Genomic DNA, 20905 nt, shown 5'->3' with positions numbered 1-20905 from the left:
GAGGACACGCGCCTTCCGCCCTACCTGGGACAGCTCCGTTCAGCCTGAAGGCGGCCGGCTCTTCGGACATGGCCTCCGCCTCCTGGAAGCAGCGGAGCGCCCTGCTGGCGGCGAATCGCGCGAATCGGTCCGACAGTCGGACAGGTTCTGGAACGCGGCCCCCTGGCGCCCCTGGGCCGCGAAAACCCGTCGGACAGTCGGACAGGTTCTTGGACACCACCGCTCCCCCTGGGACCGCGACATCTGTCGGACAGGTTCTGGAACCTCACCGGCCGACGCCACGGCGCCGCGATACCCGTCGGACAGGTCGGACAGGCGGTGGGACACCGTCGCTGGCCCCAACGCCGCGATACCCGTCGGACAGGCGGTGGGACACACCGTTGGCGCCCCGAGGCCTCAGAAAGTTGCCGGACAGTTGGACAGGCTCTGGACCCCCGCAGGCGACACCACGGCGCCACGAAACGTGTCGGACTATCGGACAGGTTTTGGAACACCACCGATGACCCCGACGCCGCGAAGCCTGTCTGTCGAACAGGTGCTGGAACGCCGCACCTGCACCCTGAGGACCACGAAAACCTGTCCGATAGTCGGTCAGGTTTTGGAACAGCGCTCCTAACGCACCGGGCCTTGATGACTTGTCCGACGGTCGAACAGGCCTTGGGACACTGCCCCTCACACACCGGGCCACGAAAACCTGTCCGACAGTCGGACAGGTTCTGGAACGCTGTCGCTGGCGTTCCGGAGCCGCAGGAAGCTGTCGGACAATCGGACAGGTTCTGGAACGCCGCTGCTGGCGCCCCGGAGCCTCAGAGAGCTGTCGGACAGTCGGACAGGTTTTGGACCACCGCCGCTGGCACTCCCGCAGCGGAAACCTGCGCCCGTATGGACGTCCAGAGGATTGGGGCCGACTCCGGGATTCAGCGCTCGGTGAGGAAGTCCTCGACCTCCCGGGCGAGCAGTGCGGGTGCGGTGACATGGGCCACGTGGCCCTGACCCGGCAATATGCGGAGGGTCGCGTGCGGGAGGGCCTTCGCCAGGGCATGAGCCGGTTCCGCGAGGAGCACCCGAGGGCTCTGGTCGCCCAGGAGCACGAGGGTGGCGGTATCCACAGTGCGGAAGCGCTCCACGCCCAGCGGGAGGTCCGCCACCGCGCCAATCTCCCGCAGAAAGGTCTCCATCATGCCGAGCTGCTTCGCCCACTGTGGCGTCCGGCGAAAGGCGTCGAGCTGCTCCGGAGTAAGCATCCGAAAGATGTGGTGCTGCGCGGCCACGAGCGCCGCGTCAGGGCCCTCGCGCTTCCAGGTCGTCCGGACGAGTTCCACGGCTTCGCGCGGGATGCGCTGGGTGATGGGAAACGGCGGTTCGTAGAGCACCAGCCGCGCCGGAGGCCGCCGCACCGCCGCCTCTAGCGCGAGGATGCCGCCCAGCGAATGGCCGATGAGCGAAGCACCGGGCCCCGCCTCCTGCATCAGCGCGAGCACGTCCTCCACCTCGCGCTCCAGTGAGTACGCCGAACCGTCCGCGCTGGCGCCACGTCCGCGCCGCTCCAGCACGAAGTTCGTGAAGCGCGGGGACAGTCGCGACGCGACATCGCGCCAGTCGCCCCACGTGCTGAGCGTGCCGCAAACCCAGACGACCGCGGGCCCTTGACCGTGCCGGAAGTACGACAGCGACGTGCCGTCAGCGGAGGTGAACCGATGCTGCGTGAAGCCCTCCGGGGACCGGACATGGGCCCCGGGCGGGACCAGGTTCCGAACGGAGGAAGCCTCCGTCCTGGATGGAGATGACGTCGCGCAACCCGCGAGCGTCCACGCCGCGACTCCCGCCATCAGCGCTTCGCGACGAGACCACCGCATCGTCGCGACCGCGCGGGAGCCTCCCCTGTCGGCCGGTGCTTCGAACACGGCGCCCTCCTCCGTCACGGAGCACAGCGCTCCAGTGAGCGCTGCCGCGCACGAGCCTCTTCTGTCGAACGGCGCCTCGAATGCGACGCCCTCATCTGTCTCGGAGCTCGGCGCTCCGGGGGACCCTGCCGTGCGGGAGCCTTTCCTGTCGCAGAGTTCCTCGGATGCGACGCCCTCATCTGTCTCGGAGCGCGGCGCTCCAGGGGACCCTGCCGTGCGGGAGCCTCCCCTGTGAGACAGCGCTTCGAATGCGCCGCTCTCCGCCGCTACGGAGCATGGCTGTCCTGCGAGCCCTGCTGCGCGCGAGCCTCCCCTGTCGCACAACGCTTTGGATGCGACATCCTCATCCGCCACGGATCGCAACTCTCCAGTAAGCCCTGCCGCGCGGGAGCCTCCCCCGTCGGACGGCACTTCGAATGCGGCGCCCTCTTCCGTCACGGAACGAGGCTCTCCAACGGGTCCTTCCGCGTGCGAGCCTCTCCTGTCGCACAGCGCCTCGAATGTGACACCCACCTCCGTCGCGGAACGAGGCTCTCCAACGGGCCCTTCCGCGTGCGAGCCTCTCCTGTCGGACGGCACTTCGAATGCGACACCCACCTCCCTCGCGGAGCGCGGCTCTCCAGCGGGCCCTGCTCCTGGCTCCGCCAGGGACTGGAGCCCGGTTCGCGGCCGGCTTGCTTCAAGCCCGTATGCCCTCCACGACGGTTCGGCTTCACGGGGCCGCGAATCGTCGCTCCGCGTGCTCACGGGCTTGTCGCGGCGGAGGCGCGCATCGCCAGCAGCGCTCGAACGGTCGGAGGTTCGGAGAGAGACATCCCACGAGGAGGACATGGCGCGTGTTTCCTTTCGCCCGCATTCATGCGGCGGAAAAGGCGTGCGCGAAATGACGCTGTCTGCCATTTCACTCCGGACACCTGAGTCCTGAATCCTCAATCCCGGGAGGCACACATGGAGAGCCTGTCCGCCATCGGCGTCTTCGCCCGCGTCGCGGAGACCGGCAGCTTCGCCTCCGCGGCCCGCGCGCTGGGCATCACCCCTTCCGCCGCGAGCAAGAGCGTGGCCCGCCTGGAGGAGCGCCTGGGCACCCGCCTCTTCCAGCGCTCCACACGGCGCATGCACCTCACCGAACAGGGCGCCCGCTTCCACGAGCGCTGCGCCCGCGCCCTCACCGAGCTTCGCGACGCGGAGGCGGAGCTCGCCCACGCCGTGCGCACACCTCGGGGCCGCGTGCGTGTCTCCGTCCCGGAGATGCTCGCGCTGCGACTCATCATCCCCAACCTCCAGCGCTTCCGCCGCGAATACCCCCACCTGGAGCTGGACCTGGACGTCAACGACCACGTGGCCGACATCGTCGGCGATGGCCTGGACGCCGCGGTGCGCTGCGGTGAGCTCTCCGACTCGCGCCTCATGCGCCGCCGCCTGGGCCCCAAGCGCTTCATCCTCTGCGCCGCGCCCACCTACCTCCAGGCGCATGGCACGCCTCGCTCGCTCGACGCGCTCCAGGAGCACGACTGCATCCGCTACCGCTTCGTGTCCACCGGCCGCGTGGAGTCCTGGGCCCTGCGCCTGCCCACAGGCGCTCCCGTGCCACGCATCCCGGAGACCTTCGTCTTCAACAACAGCGAGGCCGTCACCCACGCGGCCCGCGCGGGCTTCGGCATCGCCCAGTTCGTGGAGCTGATGATCCGCCCGGAGCTGGAGGCCGGCACGCTGCGACCCTTCCTCCGCGAGCACTCCCTGGAGCGCGGCGCGCTGTGGCTGGTGTGGCCTCCGGCCCGGCGCACCCCGCCCAAGGTGAAGGCCCTGGGCGACTTCCTGGCGCGGCTCGTCGAAGAGGATGAGGCCGGGGCGCGTTAGCCCCCGCCGCCTGGATTGCGGGGAAGGGGCGGAGCGCCCTTATGCTCCGCCACCCCATGCCTGCCTCCTACCGGACCCTCGCCACCTTCTGCCTGCTCCTGCTCGCGCCGCTGTCCCCCGCCGCCGCGCAGGACACCTCGGACTCGCCGCGCGCGCTGCGCTTCAGCTGGACGCGCGACGGCATCCTCACCGGCACCGCGGGCGTGCTGTGGATCTCCAGCGAGACGGTCTTCAAGGACGACCTGGCCCCGGCGCGGTGCCGCTGGTGCGACCGCGCTCCGGACGGCACCGACCGGCTCAACCGCCTGGACCGCTGGGGCCGGGGCATCGCGGGCAACACCGAAGCGTCCCGCAAGCGCGCGAACACCTGGAGCAACGTCATCGGGTTCGTGGGCCTGCCGCTGGGCATGCTGGGCACCCAGTACGCCGTGGGACACAGCAGCGGCGCCTCGGGTGAGCTCTTCGCCCAGGACGCCACCATCATGGTGCAGAGCGCCGTCCTCGCCTCCGTCGCCAACCAGGCGGTGAAGTTCGCCGTGGGCCGCGAGCGCCCCTTCGTCCACGTCCTGCCAGAGTCGGAGAAGGGCCTCACCGCCCACCCCAACGACAACAACGTGTCCTTCTACAGCGGCCACACCAACCTGGCCTTCTCCCTCGTCGCGTCCGCCGGCACCGTCGCCGCGCTGCGCGGCTACAAGCACCAGGCCGTCATCTGGGGGGTGGGCCTGCCGCTCGCCGCCTCCGTGGGCCTGCTGCGCATGGGCGCGGACAAGCACTACCTCTCCGACGTCCTCACGGGCGCCGTGCTGGGCACCGCGTTCGGCGTCGCCGTGCCCCTGCTCCTGCACGGCCGCGTGGAGGACGCCCCGCCTTCCCCCACGCGCCAGTCCTCGGTGTCCCTCAACCCGATGGTTGGCACCCAGATGGTGGGCCTGTCCGGCGCCTTCTAGCCACACGCACCAACAGGCGCCCCGGCCTCCAAGCGCGCGCCCGACATGCCAGTCCCCCCGTTCGCCGTTCATCGGACGGGTCCTTCCACGCAGCCGCGGTGAAGGCCGCCAGGCCCGCGCCGTCATGCAGGAGGACCGCGGCCTCGCGGCCATGAGCGCCCTCCGCGCCACCGTGGCGGAGATGGAGCCGGCACGCGCGCGGCGACGCGGCGAGCCCCAGGCGTCCGCCCACCTGTCCCCCGCCGGCCCCCAGGCCGTGTCGACACCACCGGCGCGACCGCGGGCCCAAGCGATGGAGCTCGTGCCTCCTCTTGAACAGATGCCCGCCGCCGTCCGGGCATGGGGAGATGGCGGTGCTATCTGAGGGGTCCGTCCTCAGCAAGGAGCCCCTGTCCGTGGCCTCCCGGGTGAAGTGCCTGCTCGTCGATGACCTGGAGGAGAACCTCCTGCCGCTCTCCGCCGTGCTGCGGCGCGATGACGTGGAGGTGCACTGCGCCCGCTCCGGCGCGGAGGCCCTGGAGCTGCTGCTGCAACACGAGTTCGCGCTCGCGCTCGTGGACGTGCAGATGCCGGAGATGGACGGCTTCGAGCTGGCGGAGCTGATGCGCGGCTCCGAGCGCACCCGCGACGTGCCCATCATGTTCGTCACCGCGGGCACGGGCGACCCGCAGCGCACCTTCAAGGGCTACGAGGCCGGCGCGGTGGACTTCCTCCACAAGCCGCTGGAGGCCCAAGCGCTGCGCAGCAAGGCGGAGGTCTTCTTCCAGATGCACCGCCAGAAGCTACAGCTGGCGCAGCAGTTGGACACGCTCGCGGAGACCCTGCGCCTCAACGAGATGTTCACCGCGGTGCTGGGCCACGACCTGAGGAACCCCCTCTCCGCCATCCTCACCGCGGCGGACCTGCTCCAGCGCCGCTCGGACGACGAGGCCGTGAAGAGGACGGCCTCGCGGATGCTGGCCGCTGGCAAGCGCATGGGCCGGATGATCGAGGACGTGCTGGACCTGGCGCGCGCGCGGCTGGCGGGCGGCATTCCGCTGCGCCGGGGAGCGACGGACTTCGGGCAGCTGGTGCAGCGCATGGTGCAGGAGCACCAGACGGCGTGGCCGCGCCACCGCATCGAGGTGCAGCAGGACGGCGACCTCGTGGGGGACTGGGACGCGGACCGGCTGGCGCAGGTGGCCTCCAACCTCATCGGCAACGCGCTCCAGCACGGCGACGCCGCGGAGCCCGTGCGCATCCGCCTGGACGGCACGCGCGACGATGCCCTGCGCTTCGCCGTCATCAACATGGGCGTCATCCCGGCCCACCTGCTGCCCTCCCTCTTCGACCCGTTCCGGGGCGGCCAGCAGCGCCGGGGCCGGGGGGAGGGGCTGGGCCTGGGGCTCTACATCGTCCAGCAGATCATCCACGCGCATCAGGGCGGCGTGGAGGTGCGCTCCGGCGCCGGGCCCTACACGGAGTTCCGCGTGGAGCTGCCGCGCGCGGCCGTGGACGTCATCAAGCGGTAGCGCCGTTGTCCGCGGGCACGCTGCCCGCCCCGTCCGGGGACTTGGGAGCCCCCGGCTCCGGCTCCAGCGGCGGCAGCGTGTGCATCCCCCAGCGCTGCCCGGCCTGCCAGCTGGCGACGCCGGACACGCCCCAGCCGGCGCGCTGGGCCTCGCGCCCCTCGAACTCCAGCCAGAAGACGGCGGTGTCCGGCCGCGCCGCCTGGTCCAGGCACGCCACGCGCGACAGGGTGCGCCCGTGCGAATCCAGCGCCACGGCGAAGGGCTTGTGCGAGTGCCCGCAGAGCACCCACTTCGGGTGCACCGCGTCCACCAGCCTGCGCGTCACCGGGTTGCCGATCCACGGCGAGGGCAGCGGGCGCTCGGGGCCCAGCCGCTCGTCGCGGACCTTCTGCACGATGCCCCGGGGCCACTCGTGGACCAGGAGCAGGTCCACGTCCCGCGCCCTGGACACCCGCTCCACCTCCGGCGCGCGGAAGTAGCCCGCCTGCTTCGCCGTATCCAGCGACGTGGGGCGCTTGAGCGGCTGGTCGATGAAGCGCGGCGCGTGGATGCCGGACAGGTACGCCACGCGCAAGGGGCCCAGGGTGCGCAGGCCCGCGCGGCCCAGGTAGTGGACGTCCGGGGCCAGCTCCCCGCCGTCCTGCAGGTCGTGCAGCGCCTCGAAGTCCTCGTTGTTGCCGCCAATGAAGTACAGCGGCCGCTTCACGCGGCGGACGCCGTCCGCGTACTCGGCGAACTCGGCGGGCATGGAGCGCTTGGCGGCCTTGCGCCGGTGGTCATCCGCGCGGCGGAAGGCCTCCACGTCCCCCACCGCCAGCACGAAGTCCACCCGCCGGCCGCGCGCCTGCTCCAGCGCGTCCAGCCACGCCTCCACCCGGTGGAAGCGGCCATGGATGTCGCCCAGCGCGGCGACGAGGAGGGGGTCCTGCGACATGTCCTTCACTCAAGGCCTCCCGCCCCGCCCTGTCGAGTCATCCGGCCAGGTCACTTTCCGGTGACGGACGAATGGCCGCCCCGGCTACGGGCACCCCAGCGGATAGGTGATTTCCACGACGGCGCCCGGGGCGGGGGCGCGCAGCCGGTCGAAGATGACGGAGTTCGCGCGCGCGTCATAGTTCCAGCCCTCCGTCACCGGCAGCCCGTCCACCCGGACGACGACGGCGCCGGGATCCGCGGGCACCTCCGTCAGGAGGAAGGCCCGGTTGGGCCCGAAGGCGCTCTCCGACAGCTTCTCCAGCGACGCGGCCCAGTTGGGCGTGCAGATGCTCTCCACCACGCCGTTGAGCTTGTGGGCCAGCTCCATGTAGCGGGTGCCGGAGCTGCTGGCCGTGTTGCAGGTCGTCAGGTCCTCCGGGCCCACCACGGCGTTGAAGCTCACCTTGGACGGGTCGTTCCCCTTCAGGGCCAGGAGGTACGTCTCGTAGAAGGCCACCGGCTGCGTGCTGAAGTCCTCCTCGTCCGACAGCACGATGATGGCCAGCTTCGCGTCGTCGCGCAGGAAGCCGCCGTTGCCGTCGTTGGCCTGGGGCGTGCGCGGGTCGTCCAGGTTGTAGAGCAAGGGGTCGGACAGCGCGCGGTAGGCCGCGTCCAGGCCCTGCTCGTTCCAGTGGCACACGCCCACGTGCGTGTTGATGGCGAAGACGCCCGGCGCGTTGGGCGTGTCCGGCGTGATGATGCGCGGGCTGGAGCCGTCCACGGGGAACAGGCGCCCGTTCTCACCGCCCAGCGCGCCGCCGGGGCACTCGGACCAGCCGCCCGGGGACGGGTCCAGGCCGGTGGTGGTGACGCCGATGCGGTAGTCCACCTGCGCGGCGGTGGCCGAGGACAGGAAGGCCGCGAAGTTCTCCCCCAGGCTCTGCTGCTCCTCCATCATGGAGCCCGAGTTGTCCACGACGAAGAGCACGTCCACGCGCGACTCCGCCTCCTGCACGAAGCGGTCCGTCTGCTCCGTCTTCTCCAGGCCGCGCCCCACCAGCCCCGCGCTGTAGACGGCACCGTCCTTCAGCGTGAAGCGCACCGCCGCCGCGTCCTCGCCCTCCTCCCCGGGCGCGTACTTCGCGGTGAGCTTCACCCGCCCGCCCGCCGGGATCGTGGCCGGCAGCGCGCCGGATACCGCGAACTCCTGGCCCGCCTGCTCCAGCTTCATGCCCGTCACCTTCACGTCCCCCGGGCAGTCGTTGTAGGCCATGAGCTCGCGGGTGCGCGGGCCGCACGCCAGCCGGGCTACGCCGAAGTCCACCGTGGTGGGCTGCACGGAGAAGCACCCCTGCACGCCCCGGCCCACCAGGTTCACCAGCGGGTGGCCGTGCGTGGGGTGGCTCACCCAGCCCTCCGCGAGCCCCTGGTACTCCCCTTCCGCGGGCGGCTGGAAGCGCACGATGAGCGTGGCCTTCTTGCCGGGCGCCAGCACGCTGTTGGGCAGCGGGGCCGCGCGGAAGGCGGGGTCCGACCCGGACGCCAGATGGAGCGAGGACAGGAAGCACGCCTCCGCGCCGGTGTTCCTCAGCGTCACCCCCAGCGCCACCTCCGAGCCCACCGGCACCTGGCCGAAGTCCATGACCGACGGCAGCTCGAACTCGCACGGCGCGAAGGCCCTGCCCTCGCCGGACAGCGTCACGCCGTCCGTGGTGCTGGAGGCGCGCTGGCTGGAGGTGACGGCGAGCTGCCCCTGGCTGGGGCCGCCCACGCCCGCGCGCGGGCTGAAGGTGACGCCCACCTTCAGCGTGCCCCCGGGCGCCACCGGCTGGCGGGACGGCGCCTGCGCGAGCGTGAAGTAGCCCCCCGCCTGCGTGGTGAGGTTCAGCCCGGTGACGGTGGTCTCCTCGCGGCAGCGGTTGTTCACGGTGACGTCGCGCGTGGCCGTCATGCCGAAGGCCACCGGCCCGAAGTCCAGGTGCGAGGGCGTCACGTCCACGCACGACGCGCCGCCCTCGCCCGCCAGCGTCACCTTGGGGCCGGGCGACGTCGTCTGGGGCTTGCGCACGGCCACCTCCACGCGGCCGTCGCGCACCCGGCCGTTCGCCACGGGCGTGAAGGCCACCCGCAGCTCCACCGCCGCGCCGGGCTGCAGCACGTCGTTGGGGAGCGCGGGCGCGCTCACCACCTTGAACACGCCGGAGGCGTCCTCCAGCAGCGCCGCGCCCTTGTAGCTGAGCGGCTCCGCGCCCTGGTTGCGCACGGTGATGCGCTCCTCGGCGGTGGCGCCCACCACCACCCGGCCGAAGTCCACGCGCAGCGGCGTCACCTCCAGCGCGCTGGCCACGCCCGTGCCCGTCAGCCGCACCTCCGCGGGCTCGCAGCCGTCGCACACGGCGACGCGCAGGGCCGCCTCCGCGTTGCCCAGCCGCACCGGGCTGAAGGCCACCGGCACCTTGCGCGTCTCGTGCGGCGCCAGCGTGGACGGCAGCCCCGCCCCGGCGGAGAACTCGTCCGCGTCCGCGCCCTCCACCGACAGCACCAGCGGGCTCTCCACGTCCGAGGGGTTGCGCACCGTCACCTCGCGCATCTCCACCAGCCCCAGGTTCACGTTGCCGAAGTCGAGCGCCGTCTCCGGCACCTCCACCAGCGCCTTCACGCCGCGCCCGCTGACGGGCACCTGCGTCGCCGCGCCGCCAGAGGCGTCCGTGAACAGCTCCAGCTGCCCCTGCACCGTGCCCTCCACGTCGGGCGTGAAGCGCACCTCGAGCTCGTGCTCCGCGCCCGCCGTCAGCGTGAAGGGCTCGAAGGCGGGGATGGTGACGTTGGGCAGCGACGCGCGCGCGCCCTCCACGCGGTACGACGCGCGCCCCTGGTTCGCCAGCCGCAGCGTCATCGTCTTCGTGCGGCCCACCGCGGCGGCGCCGAACTCCAGGAACTCCGGCCGCGCGGCGAAGCCCGTGCGTGCCTGCTGTGAAGTGGGCCGCTCACACGCCGTCGCCGCCACCACCACCGCCAACACCAGCCAACGGAGTCCACGCATACAGAGTCCCCTTCTTTCCTACGCACGGCACCGGTGTCCCCCCACACAGCCCTGCACGTGGATCCGGTCGTCGTAGAAAGGTGCAACCCTGGTGCCTGGACGTCCCAACGAGGCGTCGTCGCTCCGCCAACATGGCAAACGGGCGCCCACGCTGATGAGCGGGCTTTAACGGGTAAAGCAGGAGATTCCACGCTTCGTGGAAGCGACTGAAAAACCTTCACAAACGGTGGCTGCCACACCGACCTCCTGCCCCCGGGGGCCGTGCGACTTCCAGCGGGGGTGAGTGGGGCGCGCAGGACGGCCGGGTGCCCGTCCGGCCGGGGGATGCGGGCGGGGTCGCCGGGTGTTTTCCCTCGACCTCTCCGGTCGCGCGCCTTTGCGTGCACCGGAACACCCTTTCAGTGATAAAGCGCGCCCCATGTCCGAGCCCGACGTCATTTCCATCCGCGGTGCCAGGGAGCACAACCTCAAGACCGTCTCCCTGGACATCCCGAAGAAGAAGCTCGTGGTGTTCACCGGCGTGTCGGGCTCCGGCAAGAGCTCGCTCGCGTTCGACACGCTCTACGCGGAGGGCCAGCGCCGCTACGTGGAGAGCCTGTCCTCCTATGCGCGGCAGTTCCTGGGGCAGATGGAGAAGCCCCGCTACGACACGCTGCGGGGCCTGTCCCCCACCATCTCCATCGAGCAGAAGGCGGCCAGCAACAACCCGCGCTCCACGGTGGGCACCGTCACGGAGGTGCACGACTACCTGCGCGTGCTCTACGCCTCCATCGGGGTGCAGCACTGCCCCCAATGCGGCCGCAAGGTGGGCAAGCAGAGCGCCCAGCAGATCGTCGACGAGATCATGAAGCTGCCGGCGGGCACCAGGCTCCAGGTGCTGGCGCCCATCGTCACGAACCGCAAGGGTGAGCACAAGGACCTGCTGGCGGAGGCGCAGAAGCGCGGCTTCTCCCGCGCGCGCGTGGACGGCAAGGTGCGGGAACTGGAGGAGCGCATCGAGCTGGACAAGAAGTCCAAGCACGACATCGCGCTCATCATCGACCGCCTGGTGTTGAAGCCGGACCTGCGCACGCGCCTGACGGACTCCGTGGAGACCGCGCTGCGCGAGGGCAAGGGCACGCTGATCCTCACGGACGAGAAGGGCGCGCTCGCGTCCGACCGCGTGATGAGCGAGCTGAACGCGTGCCCCGCGTGCGGCCTGTCCTTCGGGGACCTCACGCCGGCGTCGTTCTCCTTCAACAACCCGCTGGGCATGTGCACGGACTGCAACGGCCTGGGCACCCGCCCGGAGATGGACCCGGACCTGCTGGTGCCGGACCCGAGCCGCAGCATCCGCGAGGGCGCCATCGAGCCGTGGGCCAGCGGCATGAACCGCGGCGAGGGCTGGACGGCGGACTTCGTGGAGAGCCTGGCGGCGGCGTTCAAGATCGACCTGGACGTGCCGTACGCGAAGCTGTCCAAGCGGGAGAAGGACGTCCTGATGAACGGCGCGAAGGGCAGGTCCTTCACCGTGCAGTGGGGCGACAACGGCCAGTACGACATGGAGTGGGAGGGCCTGCTCGCCCGCACCATGCGCAACTTCAAGACGACGACGTCGGAGGCGCGCAGGGCGGAGCTCCAGAAGTACTTCAGCGACAAGCCCTGCCCGTCCTGCAAGGGCGAGCGCCTGCGCCCGGAGAGCCGCGCGGTGAAGGTGCACCAGCGCACGCTGGTGGACCTGAGCCGGATGACCATCACGGAGGCGCGGACGTTCCTGACGCAGCTGGGCCTGAGCGCGCAGGAGGAGAAGATCGCCCACGAGCTGCTCAAGGAGATCCGCAGCCGCCTGTCCTTCCTGGTGGACGTGGGCCTGGGCTACCTCACCCTGGACCGCACCGCGTCCACGCTGTCCGGCGGGGAGAGCCAGCGCATCCGGCTGGCGTCGCAGATGGGCAGCGAGCTGACCGGCGTCATCTACATCCTGGACGAGCCCTCCATCGGCCTGCACCAGCGCGACAACGGCAAGCTCCTGGCCACGCTCAAGCGCCTGCGCGACCTGGGCAACTCCGTCATCGTCGTGGAGCACGACGAGGAGACGATGGAGGAGGCGGACTACCTGGTGGACTTCGGCCCCGGCGCGGGCGAGCTGGGCGGGCAGGTGGTGTCCCAGGGCACGCCCAGACAGGTGATGGCGGACGAGCAGAGCCTCACCGGCGCGTACCTGTCCGGGCGCCAGGAGATCGAGATCCCCGAGGCGCGCCGCCCGGTGAACCCCAAGCACCAGATCTCCATCGTGGGCGCGACGGAGAACAACCTGAAGAACGTGGACGTGGACATCCCGCTGGGCATCTTCACGGCGGTGACGGGCGTGTCCGGCGCGGGCAAGTCCACGCTGATCAACGAGATCCTCTACCCGGCGCTGGCGCGCGCGCTCTACGACAGCCGCGAGCCCATGGGGAAGCACAAGGCCATCAAGGGCCTGGAGCACCTGGACAAGGTCATCGACATCGACCAGCGGCCCATCGGCCGCACGCCGCGCAGCAACCCGGCCACGTACACCAAGGTGTTCGACGCCATCCGCGAGGTGTTCGCGATGACGCCGGAGGCCCGGACGTTCGGGTACGGCCCGGGCCGCTTCAGCTTCAACATCAAGGGCGGCCGCTGCGAGGCGTGCGAGGGCGACGGCGTGAAGCTGGTGGAGATGCACTTCCTGGCGGACGTCTATGTCCCGTGCGAGGTCTGCAACGGCAAGCGCTTCAACGAGGCGACGCTGCGCGTGCGCTACAAGGGCAAGAACATCGCGGAGACGCTGGACCTGAGCGTGCGCGAGGCCATGGAGCACTTCGGCGCGCACAAGGACATCATGCGCGTGCTCCAGACGCTGGCCGACGTGGGCCTGGGCTACCTGCGGCTGGGCCAGCCCTCGCCCACGCTGTCCGGCGGTGAGGCGCAGCGCATCAAGCTCGCCCGGGAGCTGGCCCGGGTGGCCACCGGCCGCACGCTCTACATCCTGGACGAGCCCACCACGGGCCTGCACTTCGAGGACATCCGCAAGCTGCTCTCCGTGCTCAACCGGCTGGTGGAGGCGGGCAACAGCGTGCTCGTCATCGAGCACAACCTGGATGTCATCAAGAGCGCGGACTGGCTCATCGACCTGGGGCCGGAGGGCGGCTCGGGCGGCGGCAACGTCCTGGCCACCGGCACGCCGGAGGCCGTGGCGAAGGTGGAGGCCAGCCACACCGGCCGCTACCTCAAGCACGTGCTGGGCAAGTCGCGCCGGGCCCGCATCGGCAAGCGCGTGGACGCGGCCTGAGGGGCCCCGGTAGGGTGGGGGCATGGCCGAGACCTCGACCGCCCCCATCGCCCAGCGCTTCCCGCCCCAGATTCCCTACATCATCGGGAACGAGGCCTGTGAGCGCTTCAGCTTCTACGGGATGCGGAACATCCTCACGGTGTTCTTCATCGACTACCTCCTGCGCACGCACGTGCCGGAGACGGCGGCGCGGGAGGCGCAGGCGAAGAGCCTGATGCACCTGTTCATGGCGGGGGTGTACTTCTTCCCGCTCATCGGCGGCTACCTGGCGGACCGCTTCTTCGGGAAGTTCCACACCATCTTCGTGCTGAGCCTCGTGTACTGCGGCGGGCACGCGTGCCTGGCGCTCTTCGAGGACAACGCCACGGGCTTCTACACGGGCCTGACGCTGATCGCGATCGGCTCCGGCGGCATCAAGCCGTGCGTGTCCGCGATGGTGGGCGACCAGTTCACGGAGAAGAACAAGCACCTGGTGAAGAAGGTCTTCGCCATCTTCTACTGGACCATCAACTTCGGGTCGTTCTTCGCGTCTCTGTTCATCCCGCTGCTGATGCAGAAGTACGGGCCGGCGGTGGCCTTCGGCGTGCCGGGCATCCTGATGTTCCTGGCGACGGTCATCTTCTGGGCGGGCCGCAAACACTACGTGCTGGTGCCGCCCACGGGCCGCAACCCGCACTCGTTCTTCAAGGTGCTGGCCAGCGCGTCCCGGGGCCGGGCCGTGGAGGGCGGCACCTGGCTGGACCGGGCGAAGGCGGAGCACCCGGCGGAGGCGGTGGAGGGCGTGAAGGCGGTGTTCCGCGTGTCCGCGCTGCTCCTGCCCTTCGTGCCCTTCTTCTGGATGCTGTTTGATCAGAAGGCGTCCACCTGGGTGGTGCAGGCGCGGTCCATGGACCCCAACGTGGGCGGCATCGTGTTCCAGCCCAGCCAGATGCAGTTCATCAACCCCATGCTGGTGATGCTGCTCATCCCCTTCCTGACGGCCGTGGTGTACCCGGCCTTCCAGCGGATGGGCTGGGAGCTGACGCCGCTCAGGCGCATGCCCCTGGGGCTCATCATCGGCGCCGCGTCGTTCGTCATCGCGGGCTTCTTCCAGGTGGCCATGGAGGGCGGCCAGACGCTGAACATCGCGTGGCAGCTGTTGCCGTACATCGTGCTGACGGTGGCGGAGATCCTCGTGTCCACCACGGGCCTGGAGTTCGCGTACACGCAGGCGCCCCGGGAGATGAAGGGCACCATCCAGAGCGTGTGGCTGGTGACGAACACGCTGGCGAACGTGGCGGTGGCCATCGCCGCGGCGCTCAACGTCTTCACGGGCGCCGCGCAGTTCTTCTTCTACGCGGCCCTGGCCGCGGCGGCCGGCGTGGGCATGGCGCTGGTGGCCCGCCGCTACGTGGTGCGGGACTACTTCCAGGCGGACGCGCAGGCCCCCATGGACGGCCGCAACCCCGCCGTGGAGCCCAGGCCGGCCTAGGGTCCCGCCCGCGCGGCCGGCTCCGCCGGGGGTGACGCGGGGTGCACCCGGCGGGGGAGCTCCACCGTGAAGAGGGCGCCCCGCCCCGCCTCGCTCTCGACCCGGACCGAGCCCCCCAGCCGCTCCACGAGCTGGTTCACGATGTGGAGGCCCAGGCCCAGCCCCCCGTAGTGGCGCGACGACACCCCGCGCTCGAAGGCCCGGAAGATGCGCGCGTGCCGCTCCGCCGGGATGCCGATGCCCTGATCCCGGACCTCCAGGCGGGCCGTCACGGCGTCCCCCTCCACCCGGACCTCGATGGGCCTCCCCTCGCCGTACTTGATCGCGTTCGAGAGCAGGTTGGTGACGATCTGCTCCAGCCGCGACCGGTCCCACACGCCCGGCATCGCCGTGTCGGCGTGGACCTGGAGCCGGGTGCCCGACGTGGCCAGCTCGGGGGCGAAGCGCGCCGCGATGTCCCGGACCAGCGCGGCGAGGTCCACCTCCTCGAACTCGAGCTCGAGCCGCCCGGCCTGGATGCGGGAGACGTCCAGCAGGGTGTTGATGAGCTTCGCCATCCGCTTCGCCTGACGCTCGATGACCTCCAGCGAGTGGCTCACGGCCTCCAACGGCGCGGTCCGGAGCGCGCCGGTCCGGGCGAGGCGCAGCAGGCCCTGCACGGACAGCTGGAGGGACGTGACCGGCGTCTTCAGCTCATGGGAGGCGATGGAGAGGAACTCATCCCGCAGGCCAATCGCCAGCTGGGCCTGCTGATACAGGCGGGCGTTGTCCAGGGCCATCGCCGCGCGGCGGGCCACCTCCTGCGCGAGCGCGAAGTCCGCCGGGCCATACCGGCCGCCGCCCTTCAGGCGGGCGAGCGTGAGCGCGCCGAGCGCATGCCCCCGCGCGAGCAGCGGCACCGAGATCCAGGACTGGAACTCGACGACCTCGGACAGGCCCTGTCCGTCGCGGACGCAGCCCAGCGACATGGAGGCGCAGCCCTCCGGGCAGAACTCCGGCTCGGCCAGGCGGAGCACCCGCCCCGGGCCATGCTCGGCCTCCAGGTCCGGCAGCGAGCAGTGCATCCGCGCAGGCGCGGTGGCGCGCAGCGCGTCGGAGCGGGCCTCGGTGATGCGCTGGAAGGCGTGGCCTCCGTCCAGCAAGTCCACCGCGCACCAGTCGGCGAACCGCTGGACGGTCAGCGCGGCCACGCTCCGCAGCGCGGCCTCGGGGGCGAGCGAGCCGGTGAGCAGCCCGGACGCCTCCGCCAGGAGCGCGGACCGCCCCTCCTGCTCCTCCGCGCGGGCGCGCGCCTGCTGCTCCCGCTGGAAGGTCTGGTCGCGCTCCTGCTCGGTCCGGCGGTGCGCGGTGATGTCGATGCCGGTGCCGATGACGTACTCAATCGCGCCCGACTCGCCGCGCAGGACGTTGCTGGACCAGGAGATGAGGCGGCGCTCGCCCGTGCGTGTCAGCCAGTGATGCTCGGTGTGCTCGCTCCCCAGCCCGGCCGCGAGCATGGCGAAGTTCCTTTCAATCCGCGCCGCTTCGTCCGGCGGCGGGAGCCGCGTCCAGAAGTGCGCGCCGCGCAGCTCCTCGAAGGAGCAGCCCGTCATCTCCTGGCACGCCCGGTTGAAGCGGACGATCCGCCCTTCGGGATCCAGGACGATCACCAGGGCGCGGGCCGTGTCCAGGACCGCCGAGCTGAAGTCACGCTCGCGCTGGAGCGCGCGCTCGCTGTCCAGGGCCCGCGCGAAGAGCTGCCGGTGGACGAGCGCGGTGCGGAGCACGCCGCCGAGCCGCTCCATCATGCCCCGGTATTGCCGCGGCAGCCGAGGCTCGCCGTCGAAGTACAGCAGCAGCACGCTGGGAGGGGCCCCGGCGTCGTCGATGGGCACGGACCACCGCACGAGCCCCGGCGAGTCCAGCTCCGGATAGGGCAGGTCGACCCAGAGGGGCGCTGGCAGCCCCGGCCGCGGGGGCAGCTCCGGAATCGGGAGCTGGCGGGACGCCGCGGACAGCCCGCTCGCGCCCAGGAGCCCGACCCGCCCCCGCGCATCCGGCTGGAGCCAGAGGGCGACCGCGCACCCCAGCCGCTCCGAGGCCCGGGCCAGGAAGTCGTCGGCGGGCTCGTGGGGATCCAGCAGGTCGAGCGCCGCGACGGTGAGCTCCTGGAGCACGCTCAGCAGCGCGAGCTGCTCCTCGGTGAGCTTGGGGTCCCCGTCCGCGCCATGGTGCGCCATGCGCCACCTCACTCCCTCATCCAGGCAGGGCGACCACCACCGATGTCTTGTTGTGGAACTGGGGGGCCCCGCCTCCCATGGCCCCCACCTCGCCCAGGGTCAGGCAGCCCACGACCGGGACACCCGCTCCGAGCGCGTCCTGGAATCTCGAAAGCTCGTCCCGGACGCCCTCCTCCCCCAGGAGGAGGTAGCGGGAGACGCAGTCGAACACCACCGCGCCGCCCAGCGGGCCGGGGGTCGACTCCCGGGCCTGGGTGGCGGCGCGGCCCGCGGCGTCGAGCAGCTCCGCGCGCCGGCCCTCCATCACGCGGACCAGGGAGCCGTCCGGGACCTCGGCGATACAGCGGACCGAGCCATCGGGCTCGACGGCCAGCGGGTCGCGGATCACGAACTCGCCGTTGGCCTGCGGAATCCCCAGCGGGTGGGTCATCGCGAAGCGGGGGAAGCGCTGCGCGTCCAGGGCGTCCCCCCTGCGCTCGGCGGTGTGCCGGTAGACCTCGAAGGCGCACTCGTAGTCGAGCTCGACGGCGGTCGGGCCCCGGGCCTTCGTGACGTGCGAGGGCGGACCATACGGAGACCAGCCGTGCTGGAGGCCCACGCCGAACGGCGACTGGGCGTCCAAGGCGATCACGACCACCTGGTCCTGATAGGCGTGCCCCCGGGTGAACTGGGCCGTCTTCACGAACCGGACGTCGTTGCCCGCGCCGCCGCCCGCCCAGCGGACGCCCGCGCCCGCCTCCTGTTGGGCCCCGCGCACGACCTCCGTCGGGTTGCCGCTCAGCGCGTCCGGCAGGACGAACAGCATCCGCCGGTATCCGGGCGGCTTGGGAGGCAGCCGGCCGAAGGCCTCGGCCACCGCCGCGCGCCCGGCCGCCCGCGGGCTCACGCTGACCGGCCCGCCCATGCCCACGCCGACGCGGAAGTCGCCGCCGAGGAAGAGCGCGATGACCAGGCCCTGGAGCAGCAGCTCCGTCCCAGCGAAGACGCCCGCCGCGCAGCCCCCGGCCCAGGGGATGTCCCCGAGCGCCGCGCCAACTGCCGACGCCAGCGCCGCGGCGTCGTACTGGTCCGTGCACAGCACGAGGGCGAAGGCGGGGGCGTCCGCGCCTCGCAGCGCCTCCTGGCTCGCCTCCCGCGCGGCGGTGGTGCACTCCGCCGAGCGGCTCTTTCCAATCTGGATCCGCATGGGCTCCAGGAATCGATACCCACGCGGGAGCGGGCGTGCAGGGCGTCCGGGGCCCACGAAAAACGCCGGAGCACCCAGGGGGCGCTCCGGCGTTCGTGCTTCAGCAGGACTGCCCTGCCCGGCTCAGGTGGCCGGGTGGACGGTGCCTTCCTGGTGCGTGGGCGCCGCCGCGGGCGTCACCTCGTTCGTGCCGTGCATCATGCGCTTCAGCCTGGGGGCACCGCCGCACCTGCCTCCGCGCTAGCGGCGCCCGCCAAAGGGCTCGTACCGCATGCGCTCGATGACGGTCCCCTCCTCGTCGGTGAGCGTGTCCACCGGAGCGCTTCGAGAAGCGCTCCGGCGTTCATCAGGTCTGTTTCATGACGAACTCGGCGTGGATGCGGCGCGCCTCGATGACACCGGCATCCTGTGAATCGGGCGCTTCCGCCCTGTCGTCATAAGGGTCGAGCGAGAGGTAGACCGAACCCGACTCCAGGATGAAGGCCGTGTAGCCCGGGACGAAATAGAACGCAGAGCCCGCGTCCCAGCCCAGGTCGAACCGGGTAACCCCGTTGAGTCGCAGGCGGAGCTCCGCCACGGGGCTCCCTGGTCGTGGGACGCAGGTGATGTCGATGACCACCCCTACTCCTGCCACCGTCTGGATCGCGAACGCACAAATCGTCCCGTCATGCAGGGCCCAGTGCCCCGCGATCTCATCCAGCGCCTGTCTGCCTTCGGACGTGCTCATTTCAAGTCCAGGGGACTCCGAAGCCGAAGTCATTATAGTCGGCCGGAGTGGGTGCTCTGCCAGGCATGCGGTTGGGTCTGCCTTCAGGGTGGTATGGGTTCGGCTCGTAGTCGTGAACGTGATCGACCCGTTCGGTGGGAGGGGTCTTCGCAGGCTTGCCCGTATGCCGCGTGGGAGCCGGGGCTTGTGGCGCGGCCTTGGCGTGGGGATGAACGGTCAAACGTTACGGCGTCCGATCTCCGAGTGCGCGAAGCACGGCCGATGCCCACACAAGCCCGTAGCCAAACGCATCCTTCGTTCCGTCGCCGATCGCCGCCACCTCGGCCCAATCGTCGTCGAGGGAGCCGAGAGTGAGTCCGGTCGGCTCCACTGCGGGATCGCTCAGCACTTCCTTGGGCACGAACCAGTACAGGTCGACATCAACGTCGATCGCCTCTCCCTTTGCCTCCTTGGCGTGGTCCAGGAGCTTGTTGAGCGCTGCGCGCAGAACCTCCACTTGCACCTTCATGGCTCGACGCCTCCTGCTCGAAGCCGTTCGAGCTGCTGTTGGAAGTTTTGAATCTCGCCTTCCAGGTGACGGATGCGACCTTCAATGATGCGTTGCTAAACCTCGGGCCGACCAGCATTCCGCGCCAGGTGGCCTTGGTTGTCAAACGCGAACGGGTCCCTCCGGTACGCAATCAACTTGGACTCGTGCTCGGCGAGCCTCGCCTCAAGCGAACGGATTGAACGCTGCGCCGTCGTAGAAAGCTGCGGCGCAGCCCTCGCGGCGGTCTCAAGCGGTCGTCGCAACAGCTGACGCGAATACTTCGGCAGGCGTTCGCCATGCAAGCGTTTGACGCGGGCGCCCGTTGAGTTCGTGCGCGATGGCGTCAAGTTGCTTGCCGGAGAGGGCGCTCAGGTCCACGCCCTTGGGGAAGTACTGACGCAGGAGACCGCTGGTGTTTTCGTTGCTGCCGCGCTGCCAGGGGCTGTGCGGGTCGCAGAAGTAGACTTGTGCCTGGGTGTCGATGGTGAAGCGTGCGTGCTCGGCCATCTCCTTGCCCTGGTCCCACGTGAGCGAGCGGCGCAGGTGCTCGGGCAGCCGCTGAATCTGCACTGTCAGGGCCTCGTGGACGCGCTCTGCCGTCCGGCCGTGCGGCAACTCGAGCAACATCACGTAGCGGCTGTGGCGCTCCACGAGGGTGCCGACAGCGGACTTGCCTGCCTTGCCGATGATGAGGTCGCCATCCCAGTGGCCCGCGACGGCGCGGTCCTCTGCATCCGGCGGCTTCTGGCTGAGCATCACCATATCGCGCAGCTGTCCGCCCACGTCGTTGCGCTTGCTGGGCCGGCGCTGGGTCCGACCCGTACGCAGGTGTTGCCGAGCACGCTTGTTGATGGACGGGTGAGCCGGCTGGATGAGGGACGCCGGAATCCCGAGTCGGTTCAAGGCCCTACGGCCGCCTGGCGGCGGTGCCCTCCGGGCAGCCTTGAGCCGCCTCGTGCTCCGGCTCAAGCTGCAACCGTCGATTCCCCAAAGGGAATCGCCTCAAGAAAAGGCCATCATCGGCGGTGACACCCGGCCGCGCGCGCTCGTGATGGACTCCAGTGGTTTCGCGCGCTTGCTGGCGGTGCCCATCAACGAGCCGGTCCGTGGAACGCCGTGGAACCATCAAAAAGCGTGCGCGGCAACACTTCGTGAAGGCGACACGCTGCCGCAAGGCGGCTGACTTCGCAGAAGCTATTCGGGACCTGCGCGTGCATCTGCGATCAATAGTCACCCAGGGTCTTTCTCACCTCGATCTCCTCGGTTGCGATTGCCACAGCCCGACCCGTGTCGGCTTCCCG

General features: G+C 70.7%; 14 protein-coding genes. 6 read left to right on the top strand and 8 right to left on the bottom strand.

Annotated elements, in window-relative coordinates; genetic code table 11:
- Positions 1–917: 917 nt before the first annotated feature.
- Entirely contained in the window at positions 918–1904 is a 987-nt protein-coding gene (locus tag U8525_RS28830) for an alpha/beta fold hydrolase (protein WP_374269916.1), read from the bottom strand.
- 948 nt (positions 1905–2852) lie between these two features.
- Between U8525_RS28830 and U8525_RS28825 the strand changes: the two genes are divergently transcribed.
- The 3 genes from U8525_RS28825 to U8525_RS28815 all read left to right on the top strand — a co-directional run bounded on the left by U8525_RS28825 (position 2853) and on the right by U8525_RS28815 (position 6222).
- Positions 2853–3761 (top strand): LysR family transcriptional regulator, encoded by a 909-nt coding sequence (locus U8525_RS28825; protein ID WP_374269915.1) that lies wholly within the window; start codon positions 2853–2855, stop codon positions 3759–3761.
- A gap of 41 nt (positions 3762–3802) precedes the next feature.
- Positions 3803–4711: a phosphatase PAP2 family protein gene (locus U8525_RS28820; RefSeq protein WP_374269914.1), complete on the top strand. Its 909-nt coding sequence runs from the start codon at positions 3803–3805 to the stop codon at positions 4709–4711.
- Positions 4712–5106: 395 nt separating this feature from the next.
- A complete protein-coding gene (locus U8525_RS28815) occupies positions 5107–6222 on the top strand; it encodes a response regulator (RefSeq protein ID WP_374269913.1) in 1116 nt (371 codons plus the stop codon).
- Here the strand turns inward: U8525_RS28815 and U8525_RS28810 are convergent.
- Both U8525_RS28810 and U8525_RS28805 read right to left on the bottom strand, forming a co-directional pair.
- On the bottom strand, positions 6212–7156 hold the full coding sequence (locus U8525_RS28810) for a metallophosphoesterase (protein WP_374269912.1): 945 nt from the start codon (positions 7154–7156) through the stop codon (positions 6212–6214). The two genes, U8525_RS28815 and U8525_RS28810, sit on opposite strands and share 11 nt — an antisense overlap.
- 84 nt (positions 7157–7240) lie before the next feature.
- Positions 7241–10180 carry a choice-of-anchor D domain-containing protein gene (locus U8525_RS28805; RefSeq protein WP_374269911.1) on the bottom strand — a complete coding sequence of 980 codons (2940 nt, stop codon included), beginning with the start codon at positions 10178–10180 and terminating at the stop codon, positions 7241–7243.
- Between the two features lie 418 nt (positions 10181–10598).
- On the opposite strand from U8525_RS28805, the gene uvrA reads away from it, so the two are divergent.
- Both uvrA and U8525_RS28795 read left to right on the top strand, forming a co-directional pair.
- Entirely contained in the window at positions 10599–13472 is a 2874-nt protein-coding gene (uvrA, locus tag U8525_RS28800) for an excinuclease ABC subunit UvrA (protein WP_374269910.1), read from the top strand.
- A 22-nt stretch (positions 13473–13494) separates the two neighbouring features.
- The gene (locus tag U8525_RS28795; RefSeq protein ID WP_374269909.1) at positions 13495–14943 is read left to right on the top strand and encodes a POT family MFS transporter; all 1449 of its coding nucleotides are present in this window, start codon (positions 13495–13497) and stop codon (positions 14941–14943) included.
- On the opposite strand, the gene U8525_RS28790 is transcribed toward U8525_RS28795, so the two are convergent.
- The 5 genes from U8525_RS28790 to U8525_RS28770 all read right to left on the bottom strand — a co-directional run bounded on the left by U8525_RS28790 (position 14940) and on the right by U8525_RS28770 (position 20507).
- Positions 14940–17162: an ATP-binding protein gene (locus tag U8525_RS28790; protein ID WP_374269908.1), complete on the bottom strand. Its 2223-nt coding sequence runs from the start codon at positions 17160–17162 to the stop codon at positions 14940–14942. The two genes, U8525_RS28795 and U8525_RS28790, sit on opposite strands and share 4 nt — an antisense overlap.
- 16 nt (positions 17163–17178) lie before the next feature.
- Positions 17179–18348, bottom strand: coding sequence for an FIST signal transduction protein (locus tag U8525_RS28785; RefSeq protein WP_374269907.1), 1170 nt, complete (start codon positions 18346–18348; stop codon positions 17179–17181).
- 346 nt (positions 18349–18694) lie between these two features.
- Positions 18695–19075 carry a hypothetical protein gene (locus U8525_RS28780; RefSeq protein ID WP_374269906.1) on the bottom strand — a complete coding sequence of 127 codons (381 nt, stop codon included), beginning with the start codon at positions 19073–19075 and terminating at the stop codon, positions 18695–18697.
- Between the two features lie 223 nt (positions 19076–19298).
- On the bottom strand, positions 19299–19583 hold the full coding sequence (locus U8525_RS28775) for a hypothetical protein (RefSeq protein ID WP_374269905.1): 285 nt from the start codon (positions 19581–19583) through the stop codon (positions 19299–19301).
- Positions 19584–19850: 267 nt separating this feature from the next.
- A complete protein-coding gene (locus U8525_RS28770; protein ID WP_374269904.1) occupies positions 19851–20507 on the bottom strand; it encodes an IS30 family transposase in 657 nt (218 codons plus the stop codon).
- Positions 20508–20559: 52 nt separating this feature from the next.
- Between U8525_RS28770 and U8525_RS28765 the strand changes: the two genes are divergently transcribed.
- Positions 20560–20787, top strand: a complete 228-nt coding sequence (locus U8525_RS28765) for a hypothetical protein (RefSeq protein WP_374269903.1) — start codon at positions 20560–20562, stop codon at positions 20785–20787.
- Positions 20788–20905 lie beyond the last annotated feature (118 nt).

The sequence above is a fragment of the Corallococcus sp. RDP092CA genome, assembly GCF_041903675.1.
Lineage (GTDB): Bacteria > Myxococcota > Myxococcia > Myxococcales > Myxococcaceae > Corallococcus.
Note: the sequence above shows the minus strand (reverse complement) of the source record. Positions and strands in the feature narration are given on the sequence as shown.